Here is a 13,428-nt window from a genome sequence, read left to right on the forward strand (position 1 = left end):
GGGTCATTCCTCCCTGCCCGACGCCGGACGCGCCAGGCCCATCGCAGAATCGATCTTGGTGTCGAGCAGTAGCCCGGCCTGGCGTCGAGAAGCCGGGTCCTCGGCGACCCACGCCACGGCGGCCGCCCGCAGCCGGCCGAGCAGAGCGGTTCGCCCGTCGCAGGCACTGACCAGCAGGTCCAGCCCGATCTCGGTGGAGGCGGACAGCCACGCCCATAGCAACGGGACGCTCTCCGGCCGGGCCAGCGCCCCACGCCAACCAACCCTGATCAGGTCGAGCTCCGTCGCGCCGTACGGCAGTGTCGGGTCGACGAGCCGGCCGAACAACTCGACGTCGCGGCCGGGTTCGCCGTTGTCGAGCCTGGCCACCACCCGTCCGAGCAGCCACGACCGGGTCTGGGGACCCGACACCAGCCGCAGCAGTGCCTCGACCGCCGCCAATCCGATGGTCTCGTCGCGGTGTCGGGTCAGATGGTGCAGCCGAACCATGGCGGCCTCGGGATAGGCCGGTCCGAGCACGTTCTCGCACACGGACATGACCACGCCGGCCAACCGCGGCGAAACCGATCCGTCTCGTGCCCAGGCATAGACCCTTCGCCGGAACTGCCATCCCGAGGCGGGATCCAGCACAGCAGTGCCCAGCACCTGCACCGCGAGCGCGGTGGTCCTGTTGTCGCCGACGCTGGCCCAGCCCCGCGCGGCCTGCAGGAGGTCGTTCACCATGCCGTGCCGCAGTGACAACGTGGTGAACCGGTCGGCGAGCACGGTCCGATCGCCGTCGACCAAGCTCGTCCTGGCCAGTCGCGGCAACTGCTCGATCCAGCGGGCCAGCATCGACCGTAACCCGGGGAAGTTCCGCCACACGTGGTTCAGCACCGCATCCGCGTAGCGCGGTCGGGAGAACCGCACCCGGCCGTCGACGATCTCGGCGCCGATGTCGGCCAGCCGCTCGGTGAGCCCTGGCCGTGCGAACGGGTGCTCCTCGACGTCCGGGAACTCCAGCAGCCTGGCCAGCTCCCGATCCGCCTCGAACACCGCGTCCGACGGGCAGCCGGACAGCAACGCCGCGGACAGCAGCAGGCTGCGCCACGCGGCATCGGGGTGCTCGGCGAACGTCTCGGTCAGCTCGGCCGACCAGTTGGACAGCGCGCCGAGCGCGACTACGAGCGACTCGTCCCAGCCGCCGGTCGTGGCCATGGACTCCGCGACGAGGTGGGCAAGTTCAGCCAGCTCGCCGGCTCGCGGATGGTCGAACATCGCCGTCAGCAACGGGTTCGAGCCGCCCGGCGACACGCCGCGCGCCTTCAGGTGGAACTCGAAGACGTCGCGGGCCAGTCTCGGCGTCAGCAGGAGCTCGACCCGAAGCCCGCGCAGATTCGAGCTGGGCACCTGACGCTCGTAGTCCGGCAGCACCACGGCCAGCAGGCTGCCGACCTCGGCGACGCGGTCCACCAGCGCGCCCAGTTCCCGGATCGCCCTCAGGTAGTCAGGAAGGTCCACTGTGGACAGGTCGAGCAGCAACGACTCGCCCTGACGCACCTGGTCCGTGTCGAGCACGGGCTGGCCCTCGTCGCCGAGGTCGATGTCGACCTGCCTGATCCGGCTCGCACCGCCGACGCGGTGCAGGAGCATCGCGGCGGCGGTCAGCCGGCCGGCGCCGGCCGGCCCGGCGATCAACACCGACTGCTTCTCGGCGAGAACCGCCTGTGCCTGAACGAATCCGTCCGGCTCGACGAAGCACGCGGCGAGCGCGGAGAGCCTGCGCGTCGAGAACCACTGCATGGCACGAACACGACGACCGGCCTCTTGGCCGGCGATCTGCAGGACCAGCATGGTGTCGGCGGTGAACTTGTCGCCCGCCACCTGGTCCGCGGACAGCTGATCGACCTCGCTGTTGGTGACCTGCGCACCGCTGCCCGTCAGCACAGGGCCCTCGCTGGCGCCGATCACGGTTCCCGAGTTGTGGTCGATGTCGTTCAGCTCGAACCGCGAGGTCATTTGCGCCCACTCCTCTTGTCGCGCATGACTGTTCCGTGCACGGTTGAGCCATTGACCTGGACGCCGTCGCCGGTCTGCACGGGTCCCTGGTTGCTGCCGATCACCGTGCCCCGGTTGCCACTGATGTCACGGATTTGCACCGACGCCGGTTCCGCCGGCTCGGTTGCGTGCTCGGCGACCTGGGGCGGCTCGGGCAGCGTGAACCCGTTCGCCAGCAGGTCGCCCGACGGCAGCGGCACATGCAGGTACGCGCTGCCCTCGTAGGACTTCACCTTGACCGGCGCCTCGACGAACTGGTCTTCGCGCAGTTCGGAGTACCCGCCGGCGACGACGTCCTCGTACACCCGGGCCGAGATGATCGTGGCCACCAGCGTGACCTGCGGGTTGGATCGGGCGAGCAGGTCGCGTACGGGCGCGGAGTCCAGCAGTCGGTGGGTCTCGATCCGGGCCGCCCCCTGGCCGTCCCGGATCCGTGGGCCCGCGTCATCGGTCAGTGGGCCGACACTGAGGCTCACCCGCATCCGTTGCGGTGCACCGGTCCGCCTGCCCACGTCGGCGAGCTCCTGTTGCAGCGTCGAGGAAAATCCATCGACCAGCACCGGCAGATGCTTGGTGCGGAAGCCCATCGCGTAACCGTCACCCGTGTGGTCGGTGAACTTGGCCTCGGCCCACAGGTAGCCGTGGCCCATGCGCTGGAACGTGTCGCGCAACAGCTCGGGGATCCGGCCGCCGATCACGCCCTGTTCGGCGGCGGGCACGCCGCTGAAGTCCTTGAGATCGACGACGAGCATCGCGCGGTAGGGCGGCAAACTCCGGTGTGGCATCGACATCCTCCTGTTCGGACGAGGTTGGCGTTGAGCCTCGACCACGCCAGGAGGCGTCGTTGTCCGTCGACGGACAGTTACGCGGTGATAGGGATCACACTCGTTCGGAGGTGTACCGCAGCAGCCGTTCGGGATCGGCGACGGTCAGTCGTGGTCCCGGCCCGAGCACGCCTTCGCGCCGCAGGTCGGCGACGAACGAGCTGACCGAGCTGCGTGCCACGCCGAGCGCCGTCGCGATCTGCTCCTGTGACAACGGGATCAGCATGGGATCGGCCAGCTCGGGCCCGGCGAGCATGACGAGTTCGGCCAGCAGCCGTGCGATTCGCTGTGGCGGCTTGAAGTGCACCAGCTGTACCCGGAACGGCACGCTTTCGGACAGCTTGAGCACGACGTAGTCGGTGAGCTTCCGGGCCGCGGGCAGCCGGTCGAACGCCTCCACGGTCAGGTAATGCGCGTAGCAGTCGTCAAGGGCGACGACCGATGCGCTGCGCACGCCACCGCCACCGTGCGCAGCCATCTCCCCGACCAGGTCGCCGGCCGCGCGCAGCGCCACGAGCAGGCGTTGCTCGCCGCCTTGCTCCGAACGCAGCACCTGCACCCGGCCACCGGTCAGCGCGAGCAAGTAGCCACCGGAATAGCCCTGCCGCATGAGTTCGGAGCCGCGTGGATACTGACGGGGATGACCCGCCGCCAAGAGCGCGGCCCACTCCTCGTCGCCGATCAGAGCTCGGAATCCCCCATGGGGCACGCCTTTGTTCTCTACACCCCGTCGGGCGTCAGCACCAGGCGGATGGGGTCGTTGACCTTCTCGGCGAGCTGGCGTACGGCCTCGGCGGCGTCCTCGAACTTGAAGTGGCCGCTGATGGAGCCGGAGAAGTCCAGCCGGCCGTGGCCGGCGAGCTTGATGAGCTCCTCCAGGTGCACGGGCAGGCCGCCGTAGTGGCCGAGCACGCGGTGCCGTCCGGCGCTGAAGGCGGTGTCGTTGGGGATGGTGAGGGCCTGCCCGGACAGGCCGACGAGCACCAGGGCGCCGTTGCGGGCGAGGACGCTGTCGGCCTGGGTGCGTACGGCCGGCACGCCGGCGAAGTCGAAGGCGTAGTCGAGACCGAGGCCGTCGGTGGCGGCGAGGACCTGCTCCCGGAAGTCGGCGGCCATGGGGTCGAGGGCGACGTCGGCGCCGAGCTTGAGGGCGCGTTCACGGGCGTTGGGCAGCGGGTCGACGGCGATGACGGGCGTGGCGCCGGCGAAGCGCAGCAGCTGCACGCCGTGTGCGCCGAGACCACCGACGCCCCAGATGCCGGCGGACTGTGCGGGGCGCAAGCCGGCGGTCTGGGTGATGGCCGCGTACGGAGTGGAGACGGCGTCGGGGATGATCGCGGCCTGCTCGATGGGCAGGCTGTCGGGGATGGCGTACACGGTTTCGAAGCGCGCCAGCGTGTAGTGCGCCCAACCGCCGTCGAACTCGACGCCACGGGTGAGACCGCGCAGGCAGCCGGGCCGACGCCGCACGCAGTTGGCGCACCGCCCGCACGCCATGCCGGCCAGCAGCAGCACCCGCTGCCCCTCGCGGTACACGTCCGGCACCCCGTCGCCCAGTTCGGCGATCGTGCCGGCGACCTCGTGCCCGAGCGTCACCTTCTCCAGGTCGTTGCCGGGCAGTCGCAGCGTGCCGTCGATCAGGTGGATGTCGGACAGGCACACGCCCGCGGCCTCCACCTTCACCAGCACCTCGCCGCGCCCCGGGGTAGGCACGGGCACCTCCTCCACGGCGAACTGGAGGGTGCGGAGGTTGAGCCGTCCGGCCGGCATCGTGGCGCTCATGAGACTGGTGGGTACCGCGCCGGTTACCCTCGACGCAACACCACCGTCTAGTTGCGAGGTCGTGCGGACTGTGTTCGACACCCTTTCTGACCGGCTCTCGTCGGTTCTGGCGAACCTGCGTGGCAAGGGACGCCTCACCGACGCGGACATCGACGCCACCTGCCGGGAGATCCGGATCGCCCTGCTGGAGGCGGACGTCGCGCTGCCGGTGGTGCGCACGTTCATCGCGGGCATCAAGGAGCGGGCCAAGGGCGCGGAGGTCTCCGCGGCGCTGAACCCGGCCCAGCAGGTCGTCAAGATCGTCAACGAGGAGCTGATCGGCATCCTCGGCGGCGAGACGCGCCGGCTGAACCTGGCCAAGACGCCGCCCACGGTGATCATGCTCGCCGGCCTCCAGGGCGCCGGCAAGACGACGCTGGCCGGCAAGCTGGCGGGCTGGCTGCGCAAGCAGGGCCACACCCCGATGCTGGTCGCCTGCGACCTCCAGCGCCCCAACGCCGTCACCCAGCTGCAGGTCGTCGGTGAGCGCGCCGGCGTGCCGGTGTTCGCGCCGGAGCCGGGCAACGGCGTCGGCGACCCGGTGCGGGTGGCCAAGGCCGGCCTCGACGAGGCCAAGCGGGCCCAGCACGACGTCGTCGTCGTCGACACCGCCGGCCGGCTGGGCATCGACGAGGAGCTGATGCGGCAGGCCGCCGACATCAAGGCCGCCGTGCAGCCCGACGAGGTGCTGTTCGTGGTCGACGCGATGATCGGCCAGGACGCGGTGACCACCGCCGAGGCCTTCCGCGACGGCGTCGGCTTCACCGGTGTCGTGCTGACCAAGCTCGACGGCGACGCCCGAGGCGGCGCCGCGCTGTCCGTGCGCGAGGTGACCGGCCAACCGATCCTGTTCGCCTCCAACGGCGAGAAGCTGGAGGACTTCGACGTCTTCCACCCGGACCGGATGGCCAGCCGGATCCTGGGCATGGGCGACCTGCTCACCCTGATCGAGCAGGCCGAGCAGCACTTCGACCAGGAGAAGGCGCAGCAGACCGCGGCCAAGCTGGGCACCGGCGAGCTGACCCTGGAGGACTTCCTCGAGCAGATGCTCGCCGTCCGCAAGATGGGCCCGATCGCCAACCTGCTGGGCATGCTGCCCGGCGCCGGCCAGATGAAGGACCAGCTGGCCAACTTCGACGAGAAGAAGCTGGACCGGCTGCAGGCCATCATCCGTGGCATGACGCCGGCCGAGCGGGCCGATCCGAAGATCATCAACGGCTCGCGGCGGCTGCGCATCTCCAAGGGCTCCGGCGTGTCCGTGAGCGAGGTGAACGACCTGGTCACCCGCTTCTTCGAGGCCCGCAAGATGATGAAGCAGATGGCCGGCCGGTTCGGCTTCGCCGGCGGCGGTGGCGGCAGCCGCAAGGGCAAGAAGGGGAAGAAGGGCAAGGGCAACCGCGGCCCGACCCAGCCGAAGATGCGCGGCGGCTTCCCGGGCCTGCCGGGTGGTCTCCCCGGGGGCATGCCCGACTTGTCCAACCTGCCCCCGGGCCTGCAGGAGCTGCCGCCCGGCCTGGCCGGCCTCGACCAGCTGCCGCCCGGCTTCGACCCGAAGAAGTTCAAGTTCGGCAAGGACAAATGACCGGCTTCCACCTGCGCGGCGTCGTCCTGCCGGACGGCGAGGAGCGCGACCTGTGGGTCGTCAACGGGCGGGTGCGCACGAAGCTCGTGCCGGGCGCGGAGACCGTCGTGGACGGTGGTTTCCTGCTGCCCGGCATGGTCGACGCGCACTGCCACGTCGGCCTCGGCCCGTCCGGCGGGACGACCCTGGAGGAGGCGGCCGAGCAGGCCGAGCTCGACCGGGACAACGGCACGCTGTTGATCCGCGACTGCGGCGTGCCGATCGACACCCGGTCGCTGCAGGAACGGCTCGACCTGCCCCGGATCGTGCGCGCCGGCCGTCACCTGGCCCGGCCGCGGCGCTACATCCGGCACATCGGCGTCGAACTGGAGGACCCGTCGCTGCTGCCGGCCGCGGTGGCCGAGCAGGCGGCCGACGGTGACGGCTGGGTGAAGCTGGTCGGTGACTGGATCGACCGCGACCTCGGCGACCTGGCCCCGCTGTGGCCGGACGAGGTGCTCAAGGAGGCCATCGACGTCGCGCACGCGGCCGGCGTCAAGGTCACCGCGCACACGTTCGGCGAGGACGCGCTGCCCGGCCTGATCAACGCCGGCATCGACTGCATCGAGCACGGCACCGGGCTGACCGATGACACCATCGCCGAGATGGCCCGCCGCGGCACGGCACTGGTGCCGACCCTGATCAACATCGAGCTGTTCCCGTCCATTGCCGACGGTGCGGCCAAGTACCCGGTCTACGCCGCCCACATGCGTGAGCTGCACGCCCGCGTGCGACACACCGTGAGTAGCGCCGTGGAGGCCGGCGTGCCGGTCTACGCGGGCACCGACGCGGGCGGCGGCATCAAGCACGGCCGGCTCGTCGACGAGGTGATCGCCCTGCACGAGGCGGGTATGAGCCGCGAACAGGCGCTCGGCGCGGCGTCCTGGTCGGCCCGGTCCTGGCTCGGCTGGCCGGGACTGACCGAGGGATCACCCGCTGACCTGCTGGTATTCGCCGACGACCCACGAGATGATCTCCGGGTGCTGCGTGATCCGTCCATGATCATGCTGCGCGGACGGGTGGTTCGCTAGCGACTGGGGAGTGCCGGTGGACGAGCAGCGACAACAGGATCCGCCGGTCGGCCAGGCCTGGGGGCTGCCCGCGTTCCTGCTCGGCTTCGCCGCGTACTACCTGGTGTCGCTGCTGCTCATCGGCTTCCTGCCGGCGCCGGACGGGCCTCGTTCGGGGGCCCGCCTGCTGCTGCCGTTCATCGCCAACGTGTTCCTGGGCCTGGTGCCCTGGTGGTACTCGCGCCGCTTCGGCCGCGGCGTGCGGGCGGACTTCGGCTTCCTGCCCGACCGCCGGGACTTCTCGGTCGGGCTGAGCTGCGGCGTCGTGTCCGTGATCGCCGGCCTGGTGATCTCGCTGCTGCTCTCGCACATCATCCCGCCGCAGGCCTCGCCGGTCAGCACCCACCTCGACGGGTGGCTCGTCGGATACGTGGCGTTCCTGGTGATCGGCGCCCCGATCACGGAGGAACTGCTCGTGCGCGGCGCCCTGTGGGGCGCGCTGGAGCACTACGGCGTGCCGCGGCTGACCATCCTCGCCCTCACCGCCCTGGTCTTCGCCTTCCTGCATCTCGACCCGAGCCGACTGGCGTCGCTGTTCGCGCAGGGCCTGGCCATCGGCGCCGCCCGGCTGGTCACCGGGCGGATCGGCGCGAGCATGGTCGCGCACGCCACCAACAACCTGCTGCCGGGGATCTTCACGCTCGCGGGGATCTGACGCCAACGTTGACTACGCTCGTCAGCCGTCGGACCGAGGAGGCCCGGTGACGCCACCGACAACACAGGTCGACTCACCCCCGTCCCACAGATGGGGCTTCGGCGCGTTCGTGCTCGCCGAGCTGGTGCTCATCCTGTCCGCGGTCTTCCTGTCCGCGGCCGCCGGCCCGGTCGGTGTCGACGAGCCCATTCCGCCGATCGTGATCGTCGTGGTCACCGCGCTGCCCACGATGCTCGCCGCCGGTGTCGCCGTGCTCGCGACGCTGCTGCGCGGCAACGGTCCCGTGACCGACCTGCGGCTGCGCTGGAGCTGGCCGGACGTGCGCGCCGGCCTCAAGCTCGGCCTCGCCGGCCTGGTGCTGACCGCCATCGCCGGCGTGATCTGGGCCCGGACGGTCGGCAAGCTCGACCCGTCCTCGGCGCTGGCCTCCGTGGTCGACACCCAGCCGCTGCCGCTCGCCCTCGGCATCGTGATGTTCGTCTACACCTGGCTGATCGGCCCCGCCTGCGAGGAGATGATCTACCGCGGGCTGCTGTGGGGGGCCATCGAGCGGCTGCGCTGGAGCCGCTGGGCCGCGTTCGTGCTGAGCACCGCGATCTTCGCCGTCAGCCACCTCGAGCCGCTGCGCACGTCGTTGCTGCTGGTGATCGCCATCCCGATCGGCTGGGCCCGGCTGGTCACCGGCCGGCTGCCCGCCAGCATCGTCGCCCACCAGATCAACAACTTCGTGCCGGCCGTCGGCATCCTGCTCATGTCCCTCGGCATCTGGCGGTGAACCCCGGCGAGTCACGCTCTCCGGCACCCCGAATGTAGGTTTCGGGCAGGGGGCGATTGGTGTCCCCGCGTCCTCGTCTGGCAGAATGGACGGCTGTCCGCCATTGCCGGTCCCTCTCGCTGTGCCGTGGCGTCCTGAAACCTGAGCTCGACCGCTGTGTCCCCACGCGGCCGGCCGTGCTCGACCCGGAGCAACGAGAGCCTGAGGAGTACCACCACCCGTGGCCGTCAAGATCAAGCTGCAGCGGCTCGGCAAGATCCGCCAGCCCCAGTACCGGATCATCGTCGCCGACTCGCGCGCCCGCCGTAGCGGCAAGGCGATCGAGACGATCGGCAAGTACCACCCGCTGCAGGAGCCCAGCTTCATCGAGGTCGACACCGAGCGGGCGCAGTACTGGCTGGGTGTCGGCGCGCAGCCGACCGAGCCGGTGCAGCGCATCCTGGAGATCACCGGCGACTGGCAGAAGTTCAAGGGCCTGCCGGGCGCCGAGGGCACGCTCAAGCACGCCGAGCCGAAGCCGGACAAGCAGGCGCTGTTCAACGCCGCGCTGGCCGCCGCGGGCGAGGAGCCCACGACCGAGGCCACCACGCCGAAGAAGAAGGCGTCCGCCAAGAAGGCCGAGTCCAAGGACGAGGCCGCCGCTGAGGAGAAGTCCGAGGGCGGCGAGGCGTGAGTTTGCTCGCGGACGCGCTCGAGCACCTCGTCCGGGGCATCGTCGATCACCCTGACGACGTTCGGGTCAACCTGCTGACCACCCGCCGCGGTCGCACCCTCGAGGTGCACGTCCACCCGGACGACCTCGGCAAGGTGATCGGCCGGGGCGGTCGGACCGCCACCGCCCTGCGCACCGTGATGGCCGGCATCGGCGGTCGCGGCGTGCGCGTGGACGTGGTGGACACCGACCGTTGAGCAGTCCCGACGTTCGCGTCGTCGGACGGGTCGTCAAGCCGCACGGCATCCGCGGCGAACTCGTCGTGGACGTGCACACCGACTCCCCCGAGGAGCGGTTCGCGCCGGGGTCCGTGCTGGTCACCCGCGCGCGTGACGGCGCATCCGGAACAGTCACCATCGCAGCCGTCCGGCCTCACACCGGGCGGCTGCTGGTGACGTTCGAGGGTGTCGCCGGCCGGGACGCCGCCGAGGCGATGCGTGGCCTGCTGCTGCTGGTCGACGCGTCGGAGATCGCGCCGTCCGACGATCCCGAGGAGTTCTACGACCACGAGCTGGAAGGGCTCGAGGTCGTGGACGTGCAGGGCAACCGCGTCGGCGTGGTCGCCGAGGTGCTGCACACCGCCGCCAGCGACCTGCTGGCCGTGCGCAGGGACGGCGGCGGCGAGGCGCTGGTGCCGTTCGTCACGGAGATCGTGCCGACCGTGGACGTCGCGGCCGGCCGCGTGGTCGTGGACCCGCCCGAGGGACTACTGGACGCGTGATGCGCATCGACGTGCTGACCATCTTCCCGGAGTACCTCGAACCGCTGCGGGCCGCGCTGCTCGGCAAGGCCATCGACAAGAAGCTGATCAGCGTCGACGTGCACGACCTGCGGGACTACACGCACGACGTGCACAAGGCCGTTGACGACAGCCCCTACGGCGGCGGTCCCGGCATGGTGATGAAGCCCCAGGTCTGGGGCGAGGCCCTGGACGACGTGTGCAAGCCGGACGCCGACGGCACGCTGCCCCGGCTGATCGTGCCCACTCCCGCCGGCCAACCGTTCACCCAGGAAACGGCCCGCGAGTACGCCAGGCTGCCGTGGCTGGCCTTCGCCTGCGGCCGCTACGAGGGCATCGACCAGCGGGTCGTGGACGACGCCGCGGGCCGGATGCAGGTCGACGAGGTCTCCATCGGCGACTACGTGCTGGTCGGCGGCGAAGTCGCGGTGCTGGTCATGGTCGAGGCCGTGGCCCGGCTGCTGCCCGGCGTGCTGGGCAACCCGGCGTCCGCCGAGCAGGACTCGTTCTCCGACGGGCTGCTGGAGGGCCCCAGCTACACCCGTCCCGAGCTCTGGCGCGGCCTGGCCGTGCCGGACGTGCTGCGCTCGGGCAACCACAAGCTGATCGACCGCTGGCGGCGCGACCAGGCGCTGGAGCGCACCTTCGCGCGCCGGCCCGAGCTGCTCGACCGACTGGCCGACGACCAGCTCGACAAGCACGACCGGGCGCTGCTGGACCGCCTGCGCGACCCGGACCACCCCTGACCCCCGATTTGGGCCTGCCGACCTCGTCTGGCACACTGGACAGGTTGCTGCACCCGGCCGTCTAGGTCGGCGTGCGCCAGTTGGGCCAGACCCCCAGGCAGGACCAGCACCCGGATTCCGGCAGTGGAGTTCGTCCGTGCGCTTCGCGGGGGTTGTACGACAGACACCCGAAGGACGAGGACGGACCACCGATGAACACCCTGGACGCTCTGGACGCTCAGTCGCTGCGTTCCGACATCCCGGACTTCCGCCCGGGCGACACCCTGAAGGTCCACGTCCGCGTCATCGAGGGCTCCCGCGAGCGGGTCCAGGTGTTCCAGGGCGTCGTGATCCGTCGCCAGGGCGGCGGCGTGCGCGAGACCTTCACCGTGCGCAAGATCTCGTTCGGCGTCGGCGTCGAGCGCACCTTCCCGGTGCACTCCCCGAACATCGCCAAGATCGAGCGCGTCACCCGCGGTGACGTCCGCCGCGCCAAGCTGTACTACCTGCGTGACCTGCGCGGCAAGGCCGCCAAGATCAAGGAGAAGCGGGACGCGATCCCGGCCAACTCCTGATCGAACCCTCGTATCGCCCCGGTGAGCGCCGACGAGTCCCGGGACGAGCACGACGACGCGGAACGGCCCTTGCCGCCATCGAAGGATGGCGGCAAGGGCCGTAAGCGCGCCGGCTCCTTTCTCAAGGAGACGGGCATCCTGATCGGGATCGCTCTCGTGCTGACCGTCCTCATCCAGACCTTCCTGGCCAAGGTCTACGTCATCCCGTCCGGCTCCATGGAGCAGACGCTGCACGGCTGCGCCGGCTGCACCGACGACCGCGTGCTGGTCGACAAGGTCATCTACCGCTTCCGCGACCCGTCGCCCGGCGACGTCGTGGTGTTCCGCGGCCCGGAAGCGTGGACGCACAACGACTTCACCACCGAGCACAGCGACAACCCGATCGTGCAAGGACTGCAGGCGCTCGGCTCGCTCGTCGGGCTGGCGCAGGTCGACGAGCGCGACTTCGTCAAGCGGGTCATCGCCGTCGGCGGGCAGACCGTGCAGTGCTGCGACGCGAAGAACCGGGTGGTGGTGGACGGCAAGCCGCTGGACGAGCCGTACATCTACTACCTGCCGGGGCGGCAGCCGAAGATGGAGGACTTCGCGCCGGTCAAGGTGCCGGCGGGTCGGCTGTTCGTGATGGGCGACAGCCGGGTCAACTCCAACGACTCCCGGTACCAGGGCGGCGGCGGGGTGAACGGCACCATCGGCGTCAGCGACGTGATCGGCAAGGCCCGCGTGATCGTGCTGCCGCCGGGCCGGTGGGGCTTCATCTCCGACCACGATCCGCAGGTCGCCGCGGGTGGTCTCGCCCTGCTGTGGTGGCGGCGTCGCAATTGGGCGGATTCGCTACTACCCGTGTAGGGGACCGTACGGCCAGCTGTACCTCGACCCCACCAGCGCTAGCGTAACCTGGCCCGGTGACCGACGTCGTGCCCTCGCAGAACCAGCAGAGCAACCCGGACCCGGAGGAACCCAAGGCGACTTCTTCCGAGACCGAGCAGGCCGAGTCGGAGCCGGGCCTTCTCGAGGGCGCCAGCACGTCGCGCACGCGCCGGCGGCGTAAGCCCGAGAAGAAGCGGTCGTTCTGGAAGGAACTGCCGATCCTGATCGTCACCGCGCTGGTGCTGACGATCCTGATCCAGACGTTCCTCGCGCGCGTCTACGTCATCCCGTCCGAGTCGATGGAGATGACCCTCATCGGCTGCGACGGCTGCACCGACGACCGGGTCCTCGTCGACAAGCTGACCTACGACTTCGCGAACGTGTCGCCGGGCGACGTGATCGTGTTCAAGGCGCCGGACAACTGGGACAAGAGCGAGTTCCAGGCGCAGCAGTCGAGCAACCCGATCGTGCGGGGCTTCGAGAACTTCGCGTCGGCCATCTCGCTGTACCCGCCCAACGAGTACGACCTGATCAAGCGAGTGATCGCGGTCGGCGGGCAGACCGTGCAGTGCTGTGACAACAACCGGGTCGTGGTGGACGGCAAGCCGCTCAACGAGCCGTACATCTACTGGCGGCCCGACTATCCGCCGACACAGATGACGTTCGGGCCGGTGAAGGTGCCTGACGGCAAGCTCTGGGTGATGGGCGACAACCGCAACAACTCCGACGACTCCCGGCTGCAGGGGCACGGCGACCTGCTGGCCGGCGCGGTGCCGGTGTCCAACGTGATCGGCAAGGCACGGCTGATCGTGTTGCCGCCGCAGCGGTGGGGCGGCGTGACCACCGTCGACCCGCAGGCCCAGGCGTCCGCGCTGCACGCACCCGCCTGGCAGGAGGGGCTGCCGGCCGGCGTCGGTCTCGCCGCCGCGTTCCCGACCCTGTGGGTCGGCCGGCGGATACGGCGCAAGCTGTTCGGACTGTTCGCCCGGGGCGACCGCTGAGGTGGT

Annotated in this window: 15 protein-coding genes; 11 read left to right on the plus strand and 4 right to left on the minus strand. The window is 70.4% G+C overall.

Annotation, left to right across the window (positions count from 1 at the left end; translation table 11 throughout):
- Window positions 1-3: 3 nt before the first annotated feature.
- The 4 genes from BJ998_RS26410 to BJ998_RS26425 all read right to left on the minus strand — a co-directional run bounded on the left by BJ998_RS26410 (window position 4) and on the right by BJ998_RS26425 (window position 4,643).
- Window positions 4-1,998, minus strand: coding sequence for a hypothetical protein (locus BJ998_RS26410; protein ID WP_184865888.1), 1,995 nt, complete (start codon window positions 1,996-1,998; stop codon window positions 4-6).
- Window positions 1,995-2,822 carry a hypothetical protein gene (locus BJ998_RS26415; RefSeq protein WP_184865890.1) on the minus strand — a complete coding sequence of 276 codons (828 nt, stop codon included), beginning with the start codon at window positions 2,820-2,822 and terminating at the stop codon, window positions 1,995-1,997. Before BJ998_RS26415 ends, BJ998_RS26410 begins: the two co-directional genes overlap by 4 nt.
- A gap of 94 nt (window positions 2,823-2,916) precedes the next feature.
- Entirely contained in the window at window positions 2,917-3,570 is a 654-nt protein-coding gene (locus BJ998_RS26420) for a Crp/Fnr family transcriptional regulator (protein ID WP_184865892.1), read from the minus strand.
- Between the two features lie 11 nt (window positions 3,571-3,581).
- Window positions 3,582-4,643 carry a zinc-binding dehydrogenase gene (locus BJ998_RS26425; protein WP_184865894.1) on the minus strand — a complete coding sequence of 354 codons (1,062 nt, stop codon included), beginning with the start codon at window positions 4,641-4,643 and terminating at the stop codon, window positions 3,582-3,584.
- A gap of 70 nt (window positions 4,644-4,713) precedes the next feature.
- Between BJ998_RS26425 and ffh the strand changes: the two genes are divergently transcribed.
- From ffh to lepB (BJ998_RS26480), 11 genes are all read left to right on the plus strand, one after another.
- Entirely contained in the window at window positions 4,714-6,264 is a 1,551-nt protein-coding gene (gene ffh, locus BJ998_RS26430; RefSeq protein WP_184868946.1) for a signal recognition particle protein, read from the plus strand.
- A complete protein-coding gene (locus BJ998_RS26435) occupies window positions 6,261-7,334 on the plus strand; it encodes an amidohydrolase family protein (protein WP_184865896.1) in 1,074 nt (357 codons plus the stop codon). Before ffh ends, BJ998_RS26435 begins: the two co-directional genes overlap by 4 nt.
- A gap of 16 nt (window positions 7,335-7,350) precedes the next feature.
- Window positions 7,351-8,028, plus strand: coding sequence for a CPBP family intramembrane glutamic endopeptidase (locus BJ998_RS26440; RefSeq protein ID WP_184865898.1), 678 nt, complete (start codon window positions 7,351-7,353; stop codon window positions 8,026-8,028).
- A gap of 46 nt (window positions 8,029-8,074) precedes the next feature.
- On the plus strand, window positions 8,075-8,803 hold the full coding sequence (locus BJ998_RS26445; RefSeq protein WP_184865900.1) for a CPBP family intramembrane glutamic endopeptidase: 729 nt from the start codon (window positions 8,075-8,077) through the stop codon (window positions 8,801-8,803).
- Window positions 8,804-9,023: 220 nt separating this feature from the next.
- A complete protein-coding gene (rpsP, locus tag BJ998_RS26450; protein ID WP_184865902.1) occupies window positions 9,024-9,476 on the plus strand; it encodes a 30S ribosomal protein S16 in 453 nt (150 codons plus the stop codon).
- On the plus strand, window positions 9,473-9,712 hold the full coding sequence (locus BJ998_RS26455) for an RNA-binding protein (RefSeq protein ID WP_043722819.1): 240 nt from the start codon (window positions 9,473-9,475) through the stop codon (window positions 9,710-9,712). The genes rpsP and BJ998_RS26455 overlap by 4 nt, the downstream gene beginning before the upstream one ends.
- Window positions 9,709-10,236 (plus strand): ribosome maturation factor RimM, encoded by a 528-nt coding sequence (gene rimM, locus BJ998_RS26460; protein WP_184865904.1) that lies wholly within the window; start codon window positions 9,709-9,711, stop codon window positions 10,234-10,236. Before BJ998_RS26455 ends, rimM begins: the two co-directional genes overlap by 4 nt.
- Window positions 10,236-11,000 carry a tRNA (guanosine(37)-N1)-methyltransferase TrmD gene (gene trmD, locus BJ998_RS26465; protein WP_184865906.1) on the plus strand — a complete coding sequence of 255 codons (765 nt, stop codon included), beginning with the start codon at window positions 10,236-10,238 and terminating at the stop codon, window positions 10,998-11,000. The genes rimM and trmD overlap by 1 nt, the downstream gene beginning before the upstream one ends.
- 191 nt (window positions 11,001-11,191) lie before the next feature.
- Window positions 11,192-11,554: a 50S ribosomal protein L19 gene (gene rplS, locus BJ998_RS26470; RefSeq protein WP_184865908.1), complete on the plus strand. Its 363-nt coding sequence runs from the start codon at window positions 11,192-11,194 to the stop codon at window positions 11,552-11,554.
- Between the two features lie 12 nt (window positions 11,555-11,566).
- Window positions 11,567-12,400, plus strand: a complete 834-nt coding sequence (gene lepB, locus BJ998_RS26475; RefSeq protein WP_184868947.1) for a signal peptidase I — start codon at window positions 11,567-11,569, stop codon at window positions 12,398-12,400.
- A 56-nt stretch (window positions 12,401-12,456) separates the two neighbouring features.
- Window positions 12,457-13,422: a signal peptidase I gene (gene lepB, locus BJ998_RS26480; RefSeq protein WP_312890337.1), complete on the plus strand. Its 966-nt coding sequence runs from the start codon at window positions 12,457-12,459 to the stop codon at window positions 13,420-13,422.
- Window positions 13,423-13,428: the final 6 nt, after the last annotated feature.

The sequence above is a fragment of the Kutzneria kofuensis genome, assembly GCF_014203355.1.
Lineage (GTDB): Bacteria > Actinomycetota > Actinomycetes > Mycobacteriales > Pseudonocardiaceae > Kutzneria > Kutzneria kofuensis.